Annotated in this window: 20 protein-coding genes and 1 tRNA gene; 14 read left to right on the forward strand and 7 right to left on the reverse strand. The window is 67.4% G+C overall.

Features of this window, described 5'->3' with window-relative positions:
- The first annotated feature begins 100 nt into the window (after window positions 1-100).
- From ABD481_RS10390 to ABD481_RS10400, 3 genes are all read left to right on the forward strand, one after another.
- Complete coding sequence (locus tag ABD481_RS10390; protein ID WP_344665354.1) at window positions 101-550, forward strand: WXG100 family type VII secretion target; 450 nt, start codon at window positions 101-103, stop codon at window positions 548-550.
- Between the two features lie 14 nt (window positions 551-564).
- Entirely contained in the window at window positions 565-861 is a 297-nt protein-coding gene (locus ABD481_RS10395; RefSeq protein ID WP_344665355.1) for a WXG100 family type VII secretion target, read from the forward strand.
- Between the two features lie 299 nt (window positions 862-1,160).
- Window positions 1,161-1,586 carry a chorismate mutase gene (locus tag ABD481_RS10400; protein ID WP_344665356.1) on the forward strand — a complete coding sequence of 142 codons (426 nt, stop codon included), beginning with the start codon at window positions 1,161-1,163 and terminating at the stop codon, window positions 1,584-1,586.
- A gap of 360 nt (window positions 1,587-1,946) precedes the next feature.
- Here the strand turns inward: ABD481_RS10400 and ABD481_RS10405 are convergent, their stop codons facing one another.
- The gene (locus ABD481_RS10405; protein ID WP_344665357.1) at window positions 1,947-2,381 is read right to left on the reverse strand and encodes a DUF6918 family protein; all 435 of its coding nucleotides are present in this window, start codon (window positions 2,379-2,381) and stop codon (window positions 1,947-1,949) included.
- 245 nt (window positions 2,382-2,626) lie between these two features.
- On the opposite strand from ABD481_RS10405, the gene ABD481_RS10410 reads away from it, so the two are divergent.
- From ABD481_RS10410 to ABD481_RS10430, 5 genes are all read left to right on the forward strand, one after another.
- Complete coding sequence (locus ABD481_RS10410; RefSeq protein WP_344665358.1) at window positions 2,627-3,082, forward strand: PaaI family thioesterase; 456 nt, start codon at window positions 2,627-2,629, stop codon at window positions 3,080-3,082.
- Between the two features lie 88 nt (window positions 3,083-3,170).
- Window positions 3,171-3,242 (forward strand) — tRNA-Arg (locus tag ABD481_RS10415).
- Between the two features lie 631 nt (window positions 3,243-3,873).
- A complete protein-coding gene (locus ABD481_RS10420) occupies window positions 3,874-4,197 on the forward strand; it encodes a hypothetical protein (RefSeq protein WP_344665359.1) in 324 nt (107 codons plus the stop codon).
- Entirely contained in the window at window positions 4,197-4,949 is a 753-nt protein-coding gene (locus tag ABD481_RS10425) for an RNA polymerase sigma factor (protein ID WP_344665360.1), read from the forward strand. The genes ABD481_RS10420 and ABD481_RS10425 overlap by 1 nt, the downstream gene beginning before the upstream one ends.
- 140 nt (window positions 4,950-5,089) lie before the next feature.
- A complete protein-coding gene (locus ABD481_RS10430) occupies window positions 5,090-5,938 on the forward strand; it encodes a hypothetical protein (RefSeq protein ID WP_344665361.1) in 849 nt (282 codons plus the stop codon).
- Window positions 5,939-6,538: 600 nt separating this feature from the next.
- On the opposite strand, the gene ABD481_RS10435 is transcribed toward ABD481_RS10430, so the two are convergent.
- The 3 genes from ABD481_RS10435 to ABD481_RS10445 all read right to left on the reverse strand — a co-directional run bounded on the left by ABD481_RS10435 (window position 6,539) and on the right by ABD481_RS10445 (window position 9,131).
- Window positions 6,539-6,922 (reverse strand): hypothetical protein, encoded by a 384-nt coding sequence (locus ABD481_RS10435; protein ID WP_344665362.1) that lies wholly within the window; start codon window positions 6,920-6,922, stop codon window positions 6,539-6,541.
- Between the two features lie 309 nt (window positions 6,923-7,231).
- The gene (locus ABD481_RS10440; protein ID WP_344665363.1) at window positions 7,232-8,626 is read right to left on the reverse strand and encodes a hypothetical protein; all 1,395 of its coding nucleotides are present in this window, start codon (window positions 8,624-8,626) and stop codon (window positions 7,232-7,234) included.
- Window positions 8,619-9,131: a SigE family RNA polymerase sigma factor gene (locus tag ABD481_RS10445; protein WP_344665364.1), complete on the reverse strand. Its 513-nt coding sequence runs from the start codon at window positions 9,129-9,131 to the stop codon at window positions 8,619-8,621. The genes ABD481_RS10440 and ABD481_RS10445 overlap by 8 nt, the downstream gene beginning before the upstream one ends.
- Before the next feature lie 219 nt (window positions 9,132-9,350).
- Here ABD481_RS10445 and ABD481_RS10450 point away from each other — a divergent pair, with 219 nt between their 5' ends.
- Entirely contained in the window at window positions 9,351-10,976 is a 1,626-nt protein-coding gene (locus tag ABD481_RS10450) for a glycosyltransferase family 4 protein (RefSeq protein ID WP_344665365.1), read from the forward strand.
- A gap of 40 nt (window positions 10,977-11,016) precedes the next feature.
- Here ABD481_RS10450 and ABD481_RS10455 read toward each other — a convergent pair whose 3' ends face one another.
- Window positions 11,017-12,807, reverse strand: a complete 1,791-nt coding sequence (locus ABD481_RS10455; RefSeq protein WP_344665366.1) for a glycoside hydrolase family 15 protein — start codon at window positions 12,805-12,807, stop codon at window positions 11,017-11,019.
- Between the two features lie 300 nt (window positions 12,808-13,107).
- Between ABD481_RS10455 and ABD481_RS10460 the strand changes: the two genes are divergently transcribed.
- On the forward strand, window positions 13,108-13,812 hold the full coding sequence (locus ABD481_RS10460; RefSeq protein WP_344665367.1) for a haloacid dehalogenase-like hydrolase: 705 nt from the start codon (window positions 13,108-13,110) through the stop codon (window positions 13,810-13,812).
- A 33-nt stretch (window positions 13,813-13,845) separates the two neighbouring features.
- Here ABD481_RS10460 and ABD481_RS10465 read toward each other — a convergent pair whose 3' ends face one another.
- Window positions 13,846-14,511, reverse strand: coding sequence for a TetR/AcrR family transcriptional regulator (locus ABD481_RS10465; protein ID WP_344665368.1), 666 nt, complete (start codon window positions 14,509-14,511; stop codon window positions 13,846-13,848).
- Window positions 14,512-14,621: 110 nt separating this feature from the next.
- Here ABD481_RS10465 and ABD481_RS10470 point away from each other — a divergent pair, with 110 nt between their 5' ends.
- Window positions 14,622-15,362 carry an SDR family NAD(P)-dependent oxidoreductase gene (locus ABD481_RS10470; protein WP_344665369.1) on the forward strand — a complete coding sequence of 247 codons (741 nt, stop codon included), beginning with the start codon at window positions 14,622-14,624 and terminating at the stop codon, window positions 15,360-15,362.
- A 13-nt stretch (window positions 15,363-15,375) separates the two neighbouring features.
- Here ABD481_RS10470 and ABD481_RS10475 read toward each other — a convergent pair whose 3' ends face one another.
- Complete coding sequence (locus ABD481_RS10475; RefSeq protein ID WP_344665370.1) at window positions 15,376-18,060, reverse strand: LuxR C-terminal-related transcriptional regulator; 2,685 nt, start codon at window positions 18,058-18,060, stop codon at window positions 15,376-15,378.
- Window positions 18,061-18,408: 348 nt separating this feature from the next.
- Here ABD481_RS10475 and ABD481_RS10480 point away from each other — a divergent pair, with 348 nt between their 5' ends.
- From ABD481_RS10480 to ABD481_RS10490, 3 genes are all read left to right on the forward strand, one after another.
- Window positions 18,409-19,131, forward strand: a complete 723-nt coding sequence (locus ABD481_RS10480) for a thioesterase II family protein (protein ID WP_344665371.1) — start codon at window positions 18,409-18,411, stop codon at window positions 19,129-19,131.
- Window positions 19,132-19,289: 158 nt separating this feature from the next.
- Window positions 19,290-19,775, forward strand: coding sequence for a hypothetical protein (locus ABD481_RS10485; protein WP_344665372.1), 486 nt, complete (start codon window positions 19,290-19,292; stop codon window positions 19,773-19,775).
- Window positions 19,772-20,101: a winged helix-turn-helix domain-containing protein gene (locus ABD481_RS10490; RefSeq protein WP_344665373.1), complete on the forward strand. Its 330-nt coding sequence runs from the start codon at window positions 19,772-19,774 to the stop codon at window positions 20,099-20,101. The genes ABD481_RS10485 and ABD481_RS10490 overlap by 4 nt, the downstream gene beginning before the upstream one ends.
- Window positions 20,102-20,138: the final 37 nt, after the last annotated feature.

Consider the following 20,138-nt stretch of genomic DNA (forward strand, 5'->3'; position numbering starts at 1 on the left):
TCGGTACCCGGGGCTACCGTGGTGACTCGACGTCACTCCAGGTCACCGACCAACTCCTTTATGGCGTCACCGCACAGCACATGAGGGGATGGTGATCCGCATGACGGAGCCCGCCTCGGCCGCGTTCGTCCCGGCGCCCGGCGGCCCGGCGTCGATGCCCGCGTCGATGCCGACGTCGATGCCGGCGTCGGCGTCCGGTATGGCGTCCGGTATGGCGTCCGTGCCCGCCGCGCCAGGCGGCGCGGCGCAGTTCGGCGCGACGCTGGACGTGATGGCGCAGGCCGCCGTGCACGTCGGCACGGTCAACGAGGAGATCGCCGCCCTGCTCTCGACGCTGCTGGCGCAGCTGGAGCCGATCGCCGCCACCTGGAAGGGCGCGGCGTCCTCGGCGTTCCAGCAGCTGCATCAGCGGTGGAACGCCGATGCCCGCAAGCTGAACGCGGCGCTGGGCGGGATCGCGGAGTCGCTGGGCGGGACCCACCGCCGGTACTCGGCGGCCGAGGAGTCGAACACGACCGCCGTCAACCGCGTCGCCGGCTTGATCGGCTGAGGGAGGGAGCCGCCATGACGTACGGAGGCGAGCTGCTTGTCCACGCCGAGACGCTGTCCGCGGCGTCGCAGAACGTGGTGGCGGCGCACAACGAGCTGAACAGCAAGCTGCACGATCTGCGGTCGCTGCTGACGCCGCTGACGCAGACCTGGAGCGGGCAGGCCGCTGCCGACTATCAGGCGCGGCAGCACCAGTGGGATCAGGCGCAGGCGGATTTGAACGAGGTGCTTCAGCAGATCGGGAAGGTGCTGGAGGTCGCTCAGCAGCAGTACGGGGATGCGGAGCGGGCGAACATCAATGTGTGGGCGTGACGGGGCCTGGAGCGAGCAGGTCTGGTGGCTCGCGGGCGACGCCTGAGTGGCGTTGAGGTTTCCCCAGGTCCGCATCACGAGATCGGCTGGACCGGGGAGCGGAACGCGTGGCACGATGGCGTTATGCTCGCAAACCGCCGATTCTTTTATGGCTATGGACAACGGTCCCTAGCCATCGTCGGCAGCTGAGCAGGACAAGCCAACGAGCGCCTCGGACCCCTTCCGGTCCGGGGCGTTCGGTTTTTCCGCGAGCGCGCCGGGTGCGGCGGGGGACGGGCCCAGCCGGAGGAGCCCCAGCCATGACCCCCAGTGCCACCGCCACCCCTGCCGCACAGCCTGAGCCGGTCGGGCCGGACGGCGTCGCCGTCGTGCCCGTGAGTGTGCCTCGGAGCTTGTCCGTGGAGACCGTGGAGTCCGTCGGTTCTGTCGAGTCGGTCGGTTCTGTCGAGTCCGTCGGGCAGCCGACGTCGGTCGGGCAGCCGACGCCGACCGGCGTCCTGTCCGGGCGGGCGCAGATCGACGACCTCGACTCCCGGATCCTCGCGTTGATCGCGGAGCGGGTGCAGACCGCCGCCACGATTCAGGCCGCGCGCATCGCCGAGGGCGGTCGTCGGCTGGACCTCAAGCGGGAGACGGAGATCATCGCCAGGTACCGGGAGTCGCTGGGGCGGCCCGGCGTGACGGTCGCCATGGCGGTGCTGGAACTGTGCCGGGGGAGGGTCTGAGCGCGGGGATCGGGTAGCGCTTCCCAGGCGCTTTCCCCCAATTCGCCGAACGCCCACGAACCTGAGTGACGCCCGTAACCGCCGGGTCGCTCGGTCGTTGAACCGCACGTATCACCGGCGCGGATCGCGAGCCGGTCAGCGCGCCACCACGCTCATGCGCGCGGCCGGTGACGGCGATGTGGGACACCGTGCCGGTGTCAGTGGTGGACCGCAGGGGACAGCGGGCCGGCCACCAGGTAAAAGCGGCGGCTGCCCCGGGGACGCCCGGGACAGCCGCCGTGACGGTTCCGCGTCCGGCGAGGCAGCGCTCCGTGCCCCCTGACGCAGATCCAGAAGCCCTACCGAATCAGCCGGCCGGGTTCAGCTGGTGTACTTCTCCACGATCTTGCCCAGCTTCGGCAGCGCCTTCTCGATGTTCTCGGCGCCCTTCGGGCGGACCTGCTCGTACGCCTTGCGCAGCGTGGCACGGTCGGACTGCGCGGCCCGCTCGTCGGTGACACCGAGCAGCGCGTTGGCCACCTCGGGCCCGCGGGCGGCGAGGTAGTCCCCGAACGAACCGCCGCCGGCGGTGACGAAGTCCGCGTGGAACGGCTCCAGGCGGGCCACGAAGTCGTCCACCAGGGTGTCCACGGCGTCGTGGATGATGTCGGACTTGAAAGCGGTGACGACCTTGTAGGCGCCCTTCACCATCAGCCCCGAGTCCCGGACCTGCTCATCGATGAGCTGCTCGCAGTCGGTCACGACCTGCGGGCGGTTGGTCGGGTTGAGGAGGCTCTCCTGCAGAGTCTGTCCCATTGTGATGTGTCCTCGAACGCGGTAGAGGGACGGCCGCGACGGCCCGGGATCGATGCTCCGGAACCCGACGTGCGGCCGAGTAGTGAGCGCTTAGGTTACCGTAACCGGACCGACCGCCAAGAGCTGTTCCCAGAGCCCACGCTCAGATGTCTGACTTCAGGGAACACCCCACACCGAACCCCCGGAACCCACGCCCACACCCCCCGCCCCAGCACAAGCCCCACCGGTAACCCCACCCATATGGTGTGAGGGTGACCACCAATCAGCCCCCTGCCCCCCTCACCCCCGAAGCAACAGCTCAGATCCTCCACGAGAACTTCGCCCCCTGGATCCTCACCCTCAACCTGAGCGTCGAGCAGACGTCCCCGACCAGCGTGACAACCCGCCTGCCCTGGTCGCCCACACTCGCCCGAGAGGGCGGCACCCTATGCGGACAGGCACTCATGGCCGCCGCAGACACAACGACAGTACTGGCCATCAGCGCAGCCCGCGGCGGCTTCTGCCCGATGACGACAGTTCAGCAGAACACCACGTTCCAGAGACCTGTCCAGGAGACGGATGTCTTGATCACGGCCAGCATCACCAAACTCGGCCGCACACTGGCATTCACGGACATCGTCATGACACCAGCTCCGACCACAGGCACCCCACTGGGCCCACCCGCCGCACAGGCCACCACTGTGTACGCGATCCTCGGGTGACTCCATGCGGTACGGACCGGCGCACTGCGCGCGGGTAAACCGTGGCGCAACAGCTGCTGCGGACCTGATATCGTTTCCTACGTCCCGAGCCCCCGTAGCTCAGGGGATAGAGCACCGCCCTCCGGAGGCGGGTGCGTAGGTTCGAATCCTACCGGGGGCACATACGTTTAACAGGCACTCTGGGCCCTTCACCTGCGTGAAGGGCCTTTTTCGTGTCTAGGTGTAGGGCACGGCGCAACGGCGTAGGCCAGGCTGTGCCCCGGCTGTGCCGCAATCGTGCCCCGCAATCTTGGAACATCACAGTTCGCAAGTAGACCCAGAGTTCTTCTCCCTATTGTTGAGGAACGAGCCTCCAGAGCGTCTGAAACGACGGAGACAAGCTGGTGACGGCGGGCGTCTGTGCCGGACGCTCTTTCGGGCGCCCCTAAGGCGCCGGGGAGGGAAATTCCGACAGCTAGCAGCTCTGCTGCGCGGCCTGCGGCTCCTGCGCCACGGTGACGGCGGTAGCGATGATCCCGACGATTACTGCGCCGTAGCGGACAGCGGGGATGGATGCCGGGAGGCTTGGGCTGCGGCGGGCGCCATGTCCTGGGTACCTGACCGAATGTCTGGCGTAGTGGCTGGTCAGCCACTCGTTTCGGCGGCCATTGAAGTTTTCAGAGGGTTCTCCGTCTTTAACGGTGAAGTCCCGCCAGTACGACCGGGACGGATCCTCAGCGTTCTGGGCCACTCGATGTCCCGACGTGCCCATGTATCGAAGTATTAGCTAACCCAGTCAAAGGGGGACATCGATGGCCGACCCCACCGGCGCTGCCGTGCTGGCACGTTCGATGCTGGCCCGCAGTGGCCAGTCTGGCCCGATCACCGAGCTTGTCCGGGGCCGCATAGCGGTCCGGATGGAGCAGCAGAACCGGGCGACCTTGGTCGCCGCCGAACAGGAGCGACGGGCCACGTTGGTGGCTACCGAGCGGGAAAGGCGAGCTACGCTGAGTGCCTTGATAAAGGACGGGGTCGCTGGCGCTGTGATCACCGACCGTGATCCGCACGGGCGGGTGTTGACTGTCCGGATTCCCGCCCCCGGTTGCGCGCCGCGCAGCAGCCGGGAGGAAGCCTGATGGGGTCGCCGCAACAACTGGTCGTTGACGTCGAAGCGCTGCTTCGGATGGAAGGGGACCTTGCCGAAGTGGCGACGGGTCTGGTCGGTTACGCCTTGGACGACGCGTTGCCGTTCACCTTCGAAGTCTTCTACGACGAGACGTTCGCTGGGACGAAGGGGTACGTCGCTAGCGCGATCGATGATCCATCGGCGCGAGATGACGTGGTGCAGGAGTCGTATCTGACGGTTCTGGAGAACTGGGGCCACGTTCGCCAGCCTTCCGCGAAGGGCTATCTGAACACCACAGCTCGCCGCAAGGTGATCGACTACTACCGGGAACATCGACCCCGCTACAAGAGCCGCGGTCAGGAAGTTCAGGTCGCGCTCCAGGACGTGGACTCCGTCTCGGTGGAGGAACTGCGCGGCGGGGTGGATTCCCCGGTGGAGGAGATCGCGCAGACCGGCCACACCCGGACCGTGATCCGTACGGCGATGCATCAGCTGGCGGGGACCCATCCCACACAGCATCAGATTGTGTTCCTGCGCTACCTGCGGGAGCTGAATCTGGAGGAGATCGTGACGGAGACGGGCAAGAAGAAGAACACGGTGTCCTCGAACCTGTATATGGGTCTGCGTAATCTGCGGCCGATCGTGATGGACCTCATGGGCCGGGCGCAATTGATCCCCGGCCAGAGGCCGCCGCCGAAGCCGGACGCTGGGGTAGCTCGGGATCCCCGGCGAGGTGGGGGACGGGCCCCGACCGCACGTTGAGAAAGGGCTGCCCCGGAGGGGCGGGGCGGCCCCCGAACAAGGAAAGTGACTATGTGCGATGACTTCGCCCGAGCTTTGATCGTGTTCCACGCTCAGAATCACCGCCCCGTACGCCGGGGCGTAGGAGGGGGAGGAACTCAATGAGCGCAACCGATACAAGCATACTGACTCAGTTGTTGAAGTGCGAGGCCGGCGAGATCCGGCAGATCATGCGGACCGCAGATTCGCAGATGGGCCTGCAGGATCTAAAGCGTCGTGTACGCAGGCGTGCTTTCGATCAGTTGGCCGCCGCAGACTTGGTGCCCAGGCAGCTGATGGATCTGCTTGTTGCCGTCGCGGCTGGGCGGGAGATGCGGGACATGCTGGCGGTGGTGCGTGCCAGCGATGAGCGCTACCTGCTTTTGGCTATCGGCCGTGACCCGGCTGACGGATGGGCAAGCAGGCATGGAGAGCGACTTCTGCGCGCGGCGCTGAGCCAATTGGCCGAGCGAGAAGACCGAATGCCTGGACTGCTCGTTATGGACGGTTGCCTTGCTTCCGCGCCGGTCGCGCAGCAAAGGCAAGGTCGGCTGGAGATGGCGGTCGGATCTGCGCCGGCGGCGCCCTTGGACAGTTGGTTCGATCTCGTTGCCTCTCAAGGCCTTCATGCCGAAGACGTGTGTTGGGGGTTGCACCAGCAGATGAGGTGCGGCGGTGTCCAGCCGGTGCCGCTTACGGACTGGTTCGTCGGCTCGAGTCATGACCGGACAGTTCACGTCGAATCTGGAGCGAACGATCCGGCGTCGGCATACCGAGGTATCGCTGATCGATACCGTGCCTGGTGGCAGTCCTCGCTGCATATTCAGCTCAGGGCTGCCGACGTCAAGGCGCAGGAGTGTCAGGAAGATCATGACGTCGACGATGGTGTGTATGAGGTTTACTACGGCGATTTGGATGAGGAGCTTAGGCAGTTGCTGGCCTCCTCCGACCTGCTCGGGGAAGTTGTATGACATCCGGCGGCGCTTCCCTTGTACTTTTGCTCCTCTGTACGGTCCGCGGGTCCTTCAAGTCGGTGTCGGGCTGACCTGTGCGTTATCGAAGGCAACGCACCTTGCGGGCCACTTCGCGAGCGGTTGGGCAATAGCCTGAATACTTGTCTTCTGGCGTAGCGGGTGGTCTCGCCGCTGTAGCAAGTCAGCACATTTGAGGCCTGGCCGTCGGCGGCGTCGTCGAATGGAGATCAATCAGGATCTCGCCTACACAAATGCAACGTCGGTTGGGTGCGGCACTTGGCGGGCCGCATCCAACCGGCGTGATGTTTCGGCGCGACGATGGCGACCTCCACGGCGACGTCCGTTTTTGCCCGTGCTTCCGCTGCGATCGAGGAATGCGCCATGTACCCGGCCTCCAGAGTCTCATCTTCTGGCGGATACGACTCAGCCGGAACTATCCGTATCGCGTCCATTATCCGGCTGGGCTAAGTGCTCCATTCGCGACCACACTCGTGTTTGGTGTCTGTGCAGCAGGTGCCTGCACGAAGCGCTGACCAAGGGCGCCGGCGTCCTACACCTCACGACGCTGTTCGGCCTGCACCCCACCACCGCCGTGCGTTACGCCATCAGTGCGCGCCCCATCCTCGGCCGTCCACGTCGTGCGCGGTTGCCACAGTGCCAATTGATCAAGTCGCGAGCAGGGTCCGATCCTTGCGGATATCGGCGTAGCCTGGCGCGATCGAGAGTGGAGTTCTTCGCTGGCAGTCGCAGGCCGTTGATCGGCCACAGGTCGGTTCCGACGTTGGGCGCAATGCCGGCCTTGGAGCCGGGGCGCGGTGGTGTCCAGGGCAGCTGATGATTCAGGCTCAGTCGCTGCTGGCGCTTCCTGGTCTCGTTCATCAACTCAAGCAGATCGAGTATTTTCTTCCTCGCGTCGCGCTCTGCCGTACAGAACGGGTTGCTTATATACGCCTCGTTGTTCGACAACAACGGGAACAGCATGGTGGCCACCGATACGCGGCGATGGAAACGCCGGCGCGCTAAGAGGCGAGCCTCCTCATCCCAGCACCCACTAGCAATTCGCTGCGCATCTCGTGGCATCGAAGCTGCGCACGACAGCCCATCAACAGCCCATCAGCGGACGGCCGAGTACGAGCGAAGGGGCTGAAGCACGGCTGCGACGGTGCTGACTTTCCCAACGTGTCGCTGGCGTCAGGACCCGGCGGTCTCGGCGATCAGAAGTCGTGGGCGACGGTTCCCACGACCGACCCGCAGATGATCGTTGACTCCCATACGCAGCGGCCTCGCCAACTACCGGCTCGGCCAGTTGAAAGTCCAGTTGTAGTAAACGTGGCCGGTTAGGGGGATGCGGTATTCGCCGTAGGGGCCGAATTCTAGTAGGTGGGATGGGGCGTTGTCGGGGTCGAAGGCTAGGGCGGCCATGGGGATGCCTGTTACGAGGTGGATGGGGGTTGCTGTTTTTGTGCCGTTGGGCCATTCCAGGCCTACTGCGGTGGTGCCTGCTTCGGCGGCGCCGTAGGTGGTGGTGAGGGGGGATTGGGTGTGGCTGGTGGAGTAGGTGAAGTTGATGCCGGGGGTGGCGAAGGGTTGGCTGCTGGTGCAGCCGCCTTGGGTTGTTGTTGTGTCGATGGTTGTGTCGGTGCAGAAGACTTCGTTGGAGCTGTTGGCGGCTGAGCCGCTGGGGATGATCTCGTAGGCGAGTTGCCATTGGTGGCCGGAGACTGTGCCTGCGCCGAGGATGCCTGAGGAGATGGGGTTTACTTGTGGGGTTTGGGACAGGTTGGGGGTGCCTGTTGGGGTGGTGATGGGTGGGGGTGCGGCTTGGACTAGTGAGTCCTTTGGTTCCTTGGCGTTGGTCCAGGTGGCTGATTTGTCGTGGGTGATTCTGATGCTTTGGACGCCGGCGGGGCCTATCTGTTCCACGGCTTCTGGGGGGTTCGCGGGGTCCCAGGCGAAGGATGCGAATCGGGTTCCGGTCACTGTCACGATCGGGACGTGGACCACGGTGCCGTTCTTCCATCTCAGGTCGACCGCGGTGACGCTGGGGGAGGGGGTGCCGGAGGCCACGACCATTGGATTCGGGATGCCGCTGGCCTGGAACTGTTGGTCGAAGGCCTCGTAGCCGTGTTCGCTGAGGACGGTTCCCTCGCCGCCGCCGATGCTGGCGGTCTTTCCGTCGAGGCTGAGGTCCACCTGGTTCACCTGCGGTTGGCTGTTCATCGCTGAGCCGCTGGGGATGATGCGGTAGGAGATCTGCCACTGGTGGCCGGAGACGGTGCCCGCGCCGATGACGCCGGAGTCCAGGACCTTGCCCGGATCCGCGGGGAAGATCGGCGTGGTCGGCAGTTTCGCCGGGAAGGAGGGGTAGCTTGTGGGCGGGGCAGAGGTGTTCGAGGTGCCCGGGGTGGTGGTGGCCGGTGATGGGTGGGCGGGTGACGAGGTCGCCTCCTGCGGTGTCGCCGACTCCTTGTTCAGGCCGTCCCGTCCGTCCAGCCCGTTCATGTTCATGGTGACCGCGACGCCGACGACGGCGATGGTGGTCCCGAGCGCCGCACTCGCCTGGAGCCTGCGCCTGCGGCGCTCCCCGCGTCGCTTCATAGCCGAGGCCGGCCCCGCGTAGTGAGTCCAGTCGGTGCTGTCGACCGCGGCACGGATGCTGCCTCTTTCCCTCTGCTCATCAGGCATGGGACACCTCCACAGCGTCGTCGCCGAAGTCGTTCGTGTCGGTGAGCAGGGCAGCCATCGCTCTGCGTCCTCGGGACAGGCGCGCCTTGACAGTGCCCTGTGGAACATCCAGCGCCGTGGCGACCTCGGAGACCTGCATACCGCCGAGGTAGTACATGACCAGCGCGGCGCGCAGCCCGGTCGGTAGTTCCGCCAAGGCGTCGCGGACGGCGATTGTGTCCGCGGACGGCGGCGCTATCTCACCCGGCGCCCCGTGCCTCATGTACGCCCGCAACCCGGCCGTGTGGTGCCGCCACCGGGAGACGGCGAAACGGTACGCCGTGGTCCGCACCCACCCGACCGGATCCCCGCCGTCCCGAGTGAGCTTGTCCCACCTCGTCCACGCCCGCGCGTACGCCTCCTGAACGCAGTCCTGGGCCTCGGCGAGATCGCCGGTCACCAGGTACAACTGCCCGATCAGTCGCGGCGCGGTGGCGGCGTAGACGTCGTCGAAACTCGTCGCCAATCCCCGTCCCCTCCCAAGATGCCCTCAGATACTGCACGCGTTCGGGCCCAGCGAGGTTGCATCGGATCGGCACCATTTTCGATCACCAGAGCCGGCGACCAAGCGACCAAGCGACCAAGCGACCACGTGCCCGAGCGCCCGAGCGCCCGAGCGCCCGAGCGCCCGAGCGCCAGAGCGCCAGAGCGCCAGAGCGATCAAGTACCCGAGCGATGTAACCAAGTGCCCCTCGAACGCGTGCATGGCATAAACCCGTTCCGTGCAACTGGTGTGTCAGGAGATCGAGTGTCACAGGAGTTTGCAGGCGAGGAGCCCTCCGGCAACAGCTTGGGCCGCGTCGTCATGCTCGTCGGAAACTTCATAGACGGCGATTCGCGAGTGCAGAAGCAGGCCCGCTCAGCGGCGGCCGCGGGCTGGCAGACGTTCCTGGTCGGGCGGTCGCCCAGCGGGCAGCGCGAGGAGTATCCGCTGGGCCAGGCGACCGTCATTCGCGCCGCCGAGGTGATGACCGCGACGCGATACCGCTCCTCCCATCCACGGCGGGGTCTCAGCGGAGTCATCGCCTACCGGTCGCGGGAAGTCAGCAAGGTGAAGCACCGACGCCAACGCATGCGCCAGGAGAACAGCGCGATCGAGCGGATGCGTCTGGGCCGGCAACTGGAATCCGGTTCGATCAACCCGGTCGTCGCGGCCGCGCTGCGCTCCGACTTCGCAGTCCGCGCAGTCGCGACTCGCGGCCTCGGCTACTGGGTGGCGGCCCGCAAGCAGGCATTCGATCGCAACGTCGCGCGCAGCAAAGCCGACCCGAACAGCGGACTGCGCCTGCTGTTGGCCCGCATCGGCGGCGACTCCCCGGCCTGGGACGCGCAGCCGCGCCTCGTCGACTTCGAGGATTCCTTCGGCCCCCTCATCGACGAGTTGGAACCGGACATCATCCACGCCAACGACGCGGACACTCTCGGCGTCGCCGCCCGCGCCTTGATCCGGGCCCGAGCGAAGGGCCGCGACGTCAAGCTGATCTACGACGCCCACGAGTTCTTTCCCGGCGAGATTCGTCATGGCGACGCGAGCTGGCATGTCGTCATGGCCGGCGAGGAGCGCCGCTATCTCCCGCTGGTCGACGGCGTCTGTGCGGCAGCGGACCGCATCGCCGCAGCGATGGCCGACTGCTACCACCTGTCGACGGTGCCGACCGTCGTCAACAACATGCCCGAACGCTCGACGCTCGTCGGGACCGTCGATGCGACTTCGGGGGTCCGCGGCGACCTGAAACTGGACCCTGACGTGCCCCTGATCGTCCACGCGGGCATGGTCGCGCCAGTCCGCGGCTTGGACACCATCGTGCGAGCACTGGCCGACCCGGCACTGAGTCACGCGCACTTCGCAATGCTGGTCGGCTCACGCCAGGGATACGTGGCCGACCTGGTACGGCTGGCGGAATCGCTGGGCTGCGGGGAGCGTCTGCACCTGCTCGACTATGTGCCGGTCCAGGAACTGACGGCATATCTGGCTACTGCGACAGTCGGCGTGGAGCCGTTCCTGCACACTCCGCATCAGGAACTCACCGTGACGACGAAATTCTGGTCGTACCTGAACGCCCGGCTCCCGATCGTGGTGAGCGACGTGAAGGCCATGTCGGCCATCGTTGCGGAGATGGGGAACGGCGAAGTCTTCGCGGCAGGCGACGCCCAGAGCGCAGCAGAAGCACTGCGGAAGGTCTTCGACGACCGGAAGCGCTACACCCACGCCTATGAGGCCACCGGATCGGACGCGACACAGTTCACGTGGGAAACGCAGGTGGAGCGGATGTTGGCCCTGTACCAGGCAGTGAACCACGTGAAGCCGTGAAGCAGTGAAGTCCCAGCCAGGTTCGTCGACCAGACCGGCGTTAGCCTTGCCCCTGGGCGAGTAGGAACGCCGTATTGACGAGTGCCACATGAGTAAAAGCCTGCGGAGTGTTTCCCAGCTGGCGCTTGGCTTCCGGATCCCATTCCTCCGAAATCAGCCCGAGGTCGTTGGAAATCGCGGCTACCTGCTCGAACAGAGCACAAGCCTCGGCCTCGCGGCCGATGGCCACCAGCGCGTCGGCAAGCCAGAAGGAGCAGGCCAGGAACGCGCCTTCCCGGCCGGTCAGCCCGTCGACAGCGGCCTTGGCACCGTCTGCTGCCGCCGTCGAGTAGCGGTGCACGAAGCCGTTGTGGACCAGGTGATCTCGGACAGCTTCGACGGTGCCGACCACCCGCGGGTCGTCAGGCGGCAGGAAGCCGGTGGTGGCCACGAACAAAGTCGCCGCATCGAGCGTCTTGCCGCCGTAGTACTGGGTGAAGGTACCCAGCGCAGAGTTGTAGCCCTTGGTGCAGATGTCTTTGTGGATGGTGTCTCGGATTGTGCGCCAGCGGTCCAGAGGGGCGGGGAGCCCTGTGGTCTCAGCCATCTTGAGAGCACGGTCGAAGGCAACCCAGCACATGATTTTCGAGTGGACGAAGTGGCGGCGCCTGCCCCGAACCTCCCAGAGACCTTCGTCGGGCTCGTGCCAGTGGTCTTCGAGGAACGACATCAGGGCTTTGACCAAACCCCAGGCCGCGCGTTCCATCGGGATACCGGCTTGTAGCGCGGTGTGGAGCGTGTCGACGACTTCGCCGTAGACGTCCAGCTGGAGTTGGGCCACGGCGGCGTTGCCGAACCGGACCGGGGTGGAGTCCTCATAGCCGGGAAGCCAATCGGCGATCTGTTCGGCGAGACGACGCTCGCCCCCGACGCCGTACATGATCTGGAGGTCGGCGGGGTCGCCGGCGACGGCGCGCAGGAGCCAGAGGCGCCAGGCGGCGGCTTCTTCGATGCAGCCGCCCCGGACGAGCGCTGAGAGCGTCATGGTGGAGTCGCGGAGCCAGCAGAAGCGGTAGTCCCAGTTGCGTACGCCGCCGATCTCTTCAGGAAGCGACGAGGTCACGGCGGCGACGATGCCGCCGGTCGGCTGGTAAGTCAGGGCTTTCAGTACGATCATCGACCGGGTTACCAGGTCCCGGTACGGGCCTTGGTAACGGATCTTGGCGGCCCATTCGTGCCAGCCGTCCAGCGTCTCCTTCAAGGACTTCTCAGCGTCCTGTCGCGGCGGCGCCGTGTAGTGCGACGGCAGCCAGCTGAGCACTGTCGGGATGCGGTCGCCGGCGTGCACGGTGAACTCGGCGACGGTGGTGAAGTCCTTGCCGTAGGAGCGGATCGAGGGGTGTTCACGGATCCACACCGAGTCCGGGCCGGCCACCGCTACCCGGTGGTGATCCGTCCGCCGTACCCACGGCACCACGCGGCCGTAGTCAAAGCGCAGTTGGATTTCGCCGCGCATTTCGACGGATCCCGAGACGCCCTCGACAATACGGATCACGTCGGGCGTCGCGTCCCGCTGCGGCATGAAGTCGATGACCTTGACCGTGCCGGTCGGGGTCTCCCAGAGGGTCTCCAGCACCAGGTTGTCGCCGTTGTAGGAGCGACTCGTGCACTCTGTCGCGCCCACCGGCGCCAGCAACCAGCGGCCGTGCTCCTCGGTGCCGAGCAGCGCGCCGAAGCAGCTGGGCGAGTCGAACCGAGGAAAACAGAGCCAGTCGATCGACCCGTTCCGGCCGACGAGGGCGGCGGTCTGAAGGTCGCCGATGAGGGCGTAGTCCTCGATGCGTCCAGCCACGATGCTGCCCTGCCTCTCTCAGCGCGGGGCTGACAGACTATGTCCTGCGACAGTACTCGTTGTCGGCGGTCTGGACCGGGAAGTCGTGCGCCGACGCCGACGCCCGCCCCGACGCGGCCGCCCGCCCCGACGCTGCCGACGCCCGCCCCGCCGCCGCAGACGCCGCAGACGCCGCCGATTCCGTCAGAGCCGCGGTGCTACGGCCAGGCCGAAGCCCGTGATAGACAGAGAACGCCTCCGACCAGCTGTTGCCGGGAGTCGGACCGTGACCGATTTCGCGTCTGAGGACTGATCGCGCTGATGAACTCCAGTCTTTTGGTCCTCTGGGACATCGACCGCACACTGATCATGACCGGCGGCGTGGGTCGCGAGGTGTTCGCGCAGGCGTTCGAGCAGGTAACAGGCCTGGCCCTGAAGGAGATGCCGGAGCCCGGCGGCCTCACCGAGCCGGTCATCTTTCAGCGGGCCCTGGAGCTTCACGGGCTTGTCGATCAGGATGGGCTCTTTGCCCGGTTCGAGCGGTTGCAGGCGGACGGGTACCGGGAGCGCGCCGAGGACCTGCGGAGCCAAGGCCAGGTTCTGCCCGGTGTCGTTGAGGCATTGGAGGGCTACAGCGTTCGGGCGGACGTGGTGTCGAGCGTGCTCACCGGCAATCCGCGCGAGTCGGCGATCGCGAAGCTTCAGATCTTCGGGCTGGACAGCTACCTCAATCTCGACTGTGGAGCCTTCGGCAGCGACGACTCCGATCGCGCGGCACTCGTCAGAGTGGCCTGGCAGCGGGCGAAAGCGGCTTTCGGGCACGCCTTCGGGCCGCTGAACACAGTGATCGTCGGCGACACACCGAAGGACGTTGCTGCTGGCCAAGCCAACGGCGTCTACGTGGTGGGCGTCGCCACCGGAAAGTACACCGAAGCTCAGCTTCGCGATGCCGGGGCCAACGCGGTGCTTCCGGACCTCACGGCGTTTCCGCGCCTGCGCGCGCTGATTGACCGCGGCCAAGGTTGATAAGGGAAGCAGCGCACTGAGCGTCCCCGCAGCTCAGGGCCGCCCCGCCTGCGGCCCGCCCGGCACGTGCAACCCGTCCAGGAAGTAGCCCAGGCAGCGGCGCCAGGCGTCGGACGTGGGCATCTCGCGGATGGCGTGGGAGAGCGCCGGGATGAAGGCGGTCAGGTCCGAGCGCTCGAAGTCGGGGCGCAGGGTGCCCGCGGCCTTGGCCCGGCGGACCAGTTCCTCCACCTGCACCAAGCCTTCCTTGCAGGCGGCGGCGACCGATTCGGTGAGGAGGTCGCTTCGGGCGAGCGTCTCGTTCAAGGCCCGGTCCTGGGCCAGGACGTCGAACAAGCCGGTCAGGTACGAGGCGAAGGCCGTCCACGCGTCCGGCTCGGCCATGGCGCGCGCGCCGATCTGGTCCAGGCGGGAGACGCGGGCTGGCAGGACGGCGTCGTAGAGCGCGGTGCGGGTCGGGAAGTGGTTGTAGAGCGTGCCGATGCTGGTGCCGGCTCGGCGCGCGATCTCTTCCAGCGGCGCGTCCAGGCCGTGTTCGGCGAAGACGTGGTCGGCGGCTTCGAGGAGTTTGGCGCGGTTGCGGGAGGCATCGGCGCGGCGCGGGCGGGAGGCCGCGGCCCGTGGGGTCGCAGCCGGTGGGGTCACGGCCGGTGGCGTCGCGGCGGTGGGCTCGCCGGCGGCGGGTCCGGGGGTGGTCACGGACTCCATTCTACTAAGTCGAGGGCGACCTCAAGTTAGTATGCTAGGGTGACGCTAAATTGAGGGTCACCTCAAGTTAGCTGGATCGGTGTCCAGAATGGAGTGCTCGCATGGCGGAAACACTGGCTGAACCGCTTCCCGGGTCCACGCGCGGCACCGCCGTGGTGATCGGGGCCGGACCGGGGCTCGGACTGTCGGTCGCGCGCCGCTTCGGCGACGAGGGCTATGCCGTCGCGCTCGTCTCGCGCTCGGACCGGCGGCATCCGGACTACCTCGCGTCGCTCGCGTCCGTCGGCATCGTGGCGGAGGCATACGTCGCGGACGTGACCGATCGCGGCTCGGTCGCCGCCGTCCTGGACCGGATCCGAGAGCGCTTCGGGGCCATAGACGTGCTCTACTACGGACCGGCGATCTTCGATCCCGCGAAGATGCCGACGTCGATCGAGCACGCGGACGCGGACAGCGCGCGGACCGCGATGGAGTCGGTGTACCCGGCGCTCGACGTGGTGGCGGGGGTGCTGCCGGCCATGCTGGAGCGCGGCAGCGGCGGACTGTTGTTCGCCGGCGGCCTCAGCGCTGTCCGTCCGATGCCGATGATGGGTGCGCTGGCCCTGTCGTCGGCGGCGCTGCGCACCTACGTGACCACTCTCAACGAGGCGTTGGTCGACAGCGGCGTGTACGCGGGCATCGTAACCATCGGCGGCCTGATCGAAGGCGGTGACATCCACGCGGCGGTTCGCGCGCATCGCGGTGACCAGGTCCCGACGTTGGATCCCGCCGGGATCGCCGAGACGGTGTGGCAGCTCTTTGCGAAACGCGACAAGGTCGAAGCTGTCGTGGTCGGGCTCTGATCCATTACTGCGTTCAGCCTCGCGCCTCGGCGTCCAGCACAGTACGGATCAGTGCTGCCCGGCTGGAGACGCCCAGCTTCCGATAGATCTGTCCGAGGTGGGCATCGACGGTTCGCCGGCTCAGGAAAAGCTTCTCGGCGATCTGGATGCTGGTGACGCCGGTGCTGGCCAGCGATGCGATCTCCCGCTCGCGAGTGGTGAGAGCCGTGAGGACGCTGGACGGCGTCAGCTCGATCGTCTTCTCAGCGAAGCCGACGGGCTGCCAGACCGCCGCCTCCGTCAACGGAAGTACCGCCTCACAATGCTCTGCGATAGCCGAGACCCGCTCACGCCAGTCTCGCGCCTGCCTGTGGTTGCCCAAAGCCGAGGACAACGTCGCCGCCACGGCCAGCGTCCGGCAGAGCTCGATGCGCTCGCCGCTCGTGGTGAAGTTCTCGATGGCCTGCTGAGCGCTCTCAAGCGCGGCGTGGAGGTCGCCACGCAGCGCCTGGGCCCGCATACGCGCGCGAGCGGCAAGAGCACGGCTGCTCGCCGACGGGAGCTGCTCCAGGGCAGCTTCGGCGACGTCGGCCCAGTGCTCGGCGGCGGCGGGGTCGTTGTCGTGCATCGCCACCTCCGCCAGCGTGTCGCAGGAACGGCTTCTGCGCGCGGGAACCAGGTTGGGCAGATCGGGGCCGCCAGCGGCTTCAAGGAGCAGCCTTCCAGCGCGGACCGGATCCCCGGTGAGCAGGACGATCTCCGCCCGGCGGCACCGGACCACGATCGACCACACCGTGGTGTGGCCCTCGGTCCAGGCCACCGCCCGGTCGGCCCAGGCCAGTGCCTGCCGTGCCGCGTCCGGCTCGCTCGTCCACACCAGCGCGGCGGCGCGGACAATGGCCAGAATGGCCCTGGTCGCCGGATTGGCGGCGCTCTCGAAGTAGGGGTCGGCCTCGTCGAGGGTGGCCAGGGCCCGTTTGACGGTGCCGGCCCGGGATTGGGTGTCCGCCAAGGATTTCAGGATCATCGGCAGGACATACGTCTGCCCGCTGCGCCGCGCGAGTGAGGCGCCACGGACGAGATGGCGTTCGGCGTCGGCCAGCCGGAACAACGTGGATTCGCTCAGGCCGAGTTGATAGACGGCTTCAAGGTTCGTCAGCAGCGCGGCGTCCGAGGCGGCGTCCACGAGTTCGGCCGCCTGGGCAAGGGCTGTCTCCGCGGCCACCAGATCGTTGGACGCCAAGTGCGCGAGCGCCGCCTGGGCCTGGGCCAGCGACTCCCCGACCGGGTCGAGGCTGCGACGGGCCAAGGCGACCGCGGTGTCAGCATGCTGCTGCGCCCGCGCATAGTCACCCTGGTCCAGAGCATTGTCGGCTTGCATGCTGTGCAGCGCGACGGCTTCCGTGTCATCGTCGGGCAGGGCCGCGAGACCCGATCGCACAATGGCCGCGGACTCGGAGAGCCGTCCGAGTTGGCGTTCGAGGCGCCCGGCGACGGCGACGGCGGTCAGGTCGCCGGTCGGATGGTCCACCATGGCCGGCAGCGTGTGGACGAGGGTACGGCCTTCGGACGCCTGCCCGGTCAGCAGACACGCGCGGGCGAGCAGGACCTGCGCCTCGCGCCGCGTGGGCGAGTCCGCCTGGAGATGCTGCAACGCCGCCTGGAGGTAGCGCGCCGCGTCGGCCGGAGCGGTGTGAATCGTGAGGCGCGCCGCGGCCATCAGCGTCGCGGTGTGCTCGGGCCGGCTGGGGTCGGCGGCGCGCATGAGGTGGTGGGCGCGCCTGGCGATCGGGGCGGCCTGGTCCGACAACGCGCGCTCGGCACGCAGGTGTGTGGCTATGCGCACCCCGGCGTCGGTGTGCCGGTAGATCACTTCGCCGACCGTCGGATGGCGCACGGCGAACTGCGCGATCGTGCCGGTGGGCCGCACGATGTCCAGCCGCGTCAACGAATCCAGGGCGTCCAGGGCCTCGGCGGTCGACAGCCCGGCGACCGTCGCGATCAGCTGGGGATGGGCTGGTTCGCCAAGCACCGCCAAGGCCTGCACCGTCGCCATGGCGTTCGGATCCAGATCGGCGAGTTCGCCGACGACGGCGCGCGCGGCGTCCGTGTGCGGGTCGCCGTCGACGCTCAGGATTCTGAGGTACTGCGGGTTGCCGTCGGCCGTCTCGTGGACGGCGTCCAGGTCCGGCCGGTCGCCGACGAGTTCGCGGGCCTCGTCGCGGGACAGCGGCCCCAGTTCCCACACGTCGGCCAGATCCGCGGCCACCGCACGGGAGACGGCCGCGGCGACCGCGGGGGCGAGTTGGCGGCGGCGGTAGGCGAGGAGCAACAGCATCGGCGCGTCGGCCGCCGACCGGATGAGACGCTCGACGGCCGGGAGCTGCGCGGGATCGATCCGGTGCAGCTCGTCGGCGACGACGACCAGGGCATTGCCCGATGCGGCGGGCGTCCACTGGCGTTCAAAACCCGTCGCCGGGTTCGGGCCGTCGTCAAAGACCGGGTTCAGTACCGGGACGCCGCTCGCGCGGGCCCGGGCGGCGAGGTGGATGATCAGCGCGCTTTTGCCGATGCCCGGCTCCCCGGCCAGCGCGATCGTCCGGCCACGTCCCGAGCGCAGCCGCGCCAGGGCCCGGTCCCAGGCCCTGACCTCCGCGGCCCTGCCGACCAGGTGCCGGGTGCGGTCGGCCGGAACGTCGTGGTCCTGGGTTGTCGGCATGGGAGCCTCCTGGAGTGATCTACAGGGAATGCAGTCCACCGATTCACCGATCACCATATATCAGCAGCCTTAGCCAAATGACTTGCGTCGCGGTCGGTTGTGCCAGCTCGGAACCCATTTCGCTCAGAGCGGACGTGTAGCCATATCAGGGTGATTCGCATAATTACGTAGGGTGGAGCCGGAGTCGGCACCAGTATTTGTACCGATGCGCAACGGACCGATCCGTTCTTCACTGAATGCGCGACCGCCGCAGGCGTCGGCCATACCCCCCGGTAATCAGCCACTGGATGTAATGATGTGCTCCGCCCTTGCTTTTATCAGCCCTGCCATCGGACGGATCCGGTGACCATGACCACCGTCCTCGAAACTGCGAAGACCCGCTGGCTCCGGAGCCAGGGCCGACGGGCCGACGGGGTCCGGTTGTTCTGCCTCCCGCCGGCCGGCGGCGGGGCATCGGCGTTCCGCGGTTGGTCGGAACTACTGGGGCCGGGGGCCCAGGTGACCGTCGTGCAGCTGCCGGGCCGCGAGGACCGTGTCCAGGAGCCGGTCCACAGCGATATGGACGCTCTGCTCGACGAGCTGGTGCCGGTGATGGCCGACGCCCTGGACGGGCCGTACGCGTTGTTCGGTCACAGTCTGGGCGCTCTGATCGCCTTCGAGACGGCGCGCCGTTTGGTCGCTCTGGGGGCCCCACCTCCACAGCATCTGTTCGTCTCCGCGCACGGCGCACCGCACGCACCGTGCCGGGGCAGGTATGTCAGCAGCCTGCCGGAGTCGGACGTCGAGCGGGCCATGGAGTCCCTCAACGGCCTCTTGCTGCCGCCGGCGCTCCAAGCGGACTTCCAACTCTGTGAGAGCTACAAGTACGTCGACGGACCACCGCTGTCCTGCCGGCTGACCGTCCTGGTCGGGGCCGACGACGACGTGCTGCCGATCGATCTGGCGTTGTGGCGCGAGCTGAGCATCGGGCCGTTCCGGATCCGGATCATCGACGGCCGGCACGACTTCGTCGTGATGCGGCGGAGGCAGGCTGCCGAGGTGATCCGGGCAGGGCTCGCGGGTGAGTTCTGAGGTCCTTGCGGCTCCACGACCCCTGATGTACTTTCCTGTTAGGAAAGTAGTTCCAAGGGGGAAACATGAACGATCCCAACGGCTTGAACGATCCGAGCGATCCGAACGGTTTGAACAGCTTGAACGGTCCAGACGGTCCGAACGATTCGACAGGTCCCGTGGGTCCGATCGACCCGGCGGACGCCGCGCGCGCCTTGACCGAGATCGACCGGCGGCGCGAGCAGGTGCTCCGGCGGAAGGTCATCCCGGCGTGGAACTGGTGGACCCACGCCGCCTTGATCGTCGTGCAGACAGCGGCTTTCGAGTCGGGGCGGCCCGTGCTCATGTGGTCCGGCGTCGGCCTGTTCGTGGTCTGCTCGCTCGCCGTCGACCTGCCCGTCTCCCGCGCCGCTCGGGCTGCCGCGCCGCACCGCAGCCTGGCCGGGCCCGGGATGGCATGGCGGACGCTCGTCGGCCTGGTGGCCTTCGTGGCGGGTCTGGGCGGGGTGGCGGTGGCGACCGCGTTCGGTCTGATGGCGGCCAAGGTGCCGCATCCGGTGACGATCGCGGCCGCCGTCGCGGCGGTGGCCTTCGCCGTCGGCGGGCAGCTGCTCGTCCGGCTTGAGCAAGCGGTCCTGGTCCGCCGGTCTGCCGGCCGGGGATGATGACGCCTATGTTCGACGAGCTGATTCACGCGCCGACCCGGCTGTCACTGGTCGCCTTCCTCGCCGCGACCTCGTGGGCGGACTTCGCAGTGCTGCGCGACAGCCTCACGTTGTCCGACTCGGCGCTGTCGAAGCAGCTCACCACGCTTGCCGACGCCGGCTACGTCGAGATCCGCAAGAGCTTCGTCGGCAAGCGGCCACGGACGTCGGCCCGGCTCACCGCGGAAGGGCGTGCGGCCTTCGAAGGGCACGTGCTCGCACTCCAAGAGATCGTGTCCAGGGCAGGGCATTCGCTGGTCTCTTCCGAAGTCACCGAGCAGTCGTAAGGTGTCGCCATGCGATGTGCGGTGTGTGGCTCCGAGC

Source organism: Catenulispora yoronensis (assembly GCF_039531695.1).
Taxonomy (GTDB): domain Bacteria; phylum Actinomycetota; class Actinomycetes; order Streptomycetales; family Catenulisporaceae; genus Catenulispora; species Catenulispora yoronensis.

Excerpts from the sequence above, each read along its gene's own strand:
- ABD481_RS10390 (WP_344665354.1), top strand. The coding sequence starts at position 101 with ATGACGGAGCCCGCCTCGGCCGCGTTCGTCCCGGCGCCCGGCGGCCCG.
- ABD481_RS10475 (WP_344665370.1), bottom strand. The coding sequence starts at position 18,060 with ATGCCGACAACCCAGGACCACGACGTTCCGGCCGACCGCACCCGGCAC.
- ABD481_RS10435 (WP_344665362.1), bottom strand. The coding sequence starts at position 6,922 with ATGCTGTTCCCGTTGTTGTCGAACAACGAGGCGTATATAAGCAACCCG.
- ABD481_RS10430 (WP_344665361.1), top strand. The coding sequence starts at position 5,090 with ATGAGCGCAACCGATACAAGCATACTGACTCAGTTGTTGAAGTGCGAG.
- ABD481_RS10405 (WP_344665357.1), bottom strand. The coding sequence starts at position 2,381 with ATGGGACAGACTCTGCAGGAGAGCCTCCTCAACCCGACCAACCGCCCG.
- ABD481_RS10440 (WP_344665363.1), bottom strand. The coding sequence starts at position 8,626 with ATGCCTGATGAGCAGAGGGAAAGAGGCAGCATCCGTGCCGCGGTCGAC.
- ABD481_RS10425 (WP_344665360.1), top strand. The coding sequence starts at position 4,197 with ATGGGGTCGCCGCAACAACTGGTCGTTGACGTCGAAGCGCTGCTTCGG.
- ABD481_RS10480 (WP_344665371.1), top strand. The coding sequence starts at position 18,409 with ATGACCACCGTCCTCGAAACTGCGAAGACCCGCTGGCTCCGGAGCCAG.
- ABD481_RS10420 (WP_344665359.1), top strand. The coding sequence starts at position 3,874 with ATGGCCGACCCCACCGGCGCTGCCGTGCTGGCACGTTCGATGCTGGCC.
- ABD481_RS10395 (WP_344665355.1), top strand. The coding sequence starts at position 565 with ATGACGTACGGAGGCGAGCTGCTTGTCCACGCCGAGACGCTGTCCGCG.
- ABD481_RS10490 (WP_344665373.1), top strand. The coding sequence starts at position 19,772 with ATGATGACGCCTATGTTCGACGAGCTGATTCACGCGCCGACCCGGCTG.
- ABD481_RS10470 (WP_344665369.1), top strand. The coding sequence starts at position 14,622 with ATGGCGGAAACACTGGCTGAACCGCTTCCCGGGTCCACGCGCGGCACC.
- ABD481_RS10400 (WP_344665356.1), top strand. The coding sequence starts at position 1,161 with ATGACCCCCAGTGCCACCGCCACCCCTGCCGCACAGCCTGAGCCGGTC.
- ABD481_RS10460 (WP_344665367.1), top strand. The coding sequence starts at position 13,108 with ATGAACTCCAGTCTTTTGGTCCTCTGGGACATCGACCGCACACTGATC.